This is a genomic window from Niallia sp. MER 6 (assembly GCF_023714395.1).
Lineage (GTDB): Bacteria > Bacillota > Bacilli > Bacillales > Cytobacillaceae > Niallia.
Window position 1 is genome coordinate 1 of sequence record NZ_JAMAUK010000118.1, and the last position, 447, is coordinate 447.

The window sequence follows — 447 nt, forward strand, 5'->3', positions numbered from 1 at the left end:
GTTGCTGATGTGTTTGCATGGCCTGTGAACGCGTTGCAAGCGTCTGTCCAATGGCGGTGTCCAGCCTGTCGGCTTCGTCTGACCCTTCGGGCGTCTCCTGTCGCTGGGCGCGCAACGCAGAAAGCTGCGTATTGGCGTGCGCGGCCGTGTGCTCGGCCGCGGTCATGTCGTGATCGAGTGAAATCAGCTCACGAGTCTCTGCCACCTTGAGTTGCAGTTCGATTTCGATGGCAGCGTGCCGGTCGGCGAAACGGACATCCAGCGCCTGCATGCGTGTGCGCAACTCGCCCAGCCACTGCTGAGAGAACTCGGCTTTCTGTTTAACCTGATCCTGCCCCTCACTCAGCGCGCCCAGTTGCAGTACCTCTGTGCCCTGAATCAGCTCCCGAAGTTGCTGGCTGGCCAGGCGGGTGGTGGAGTCGGCCTGTTGAACGCGAGCCCTGGCAT

Annotated in this window: 1 protein-coding gene; it reads right to left on the reverse strand. The window is 61.7% G+C overall.

Translation table 11 applies throughout. The features are described 5' to 3' along the window. The coding region (locus M3600_RS28595) for a hypothetical protein (RefSeq protein WP_251648585.1) at positions 1-447 on the reverse strand (447 nt) is incomplete at both ends.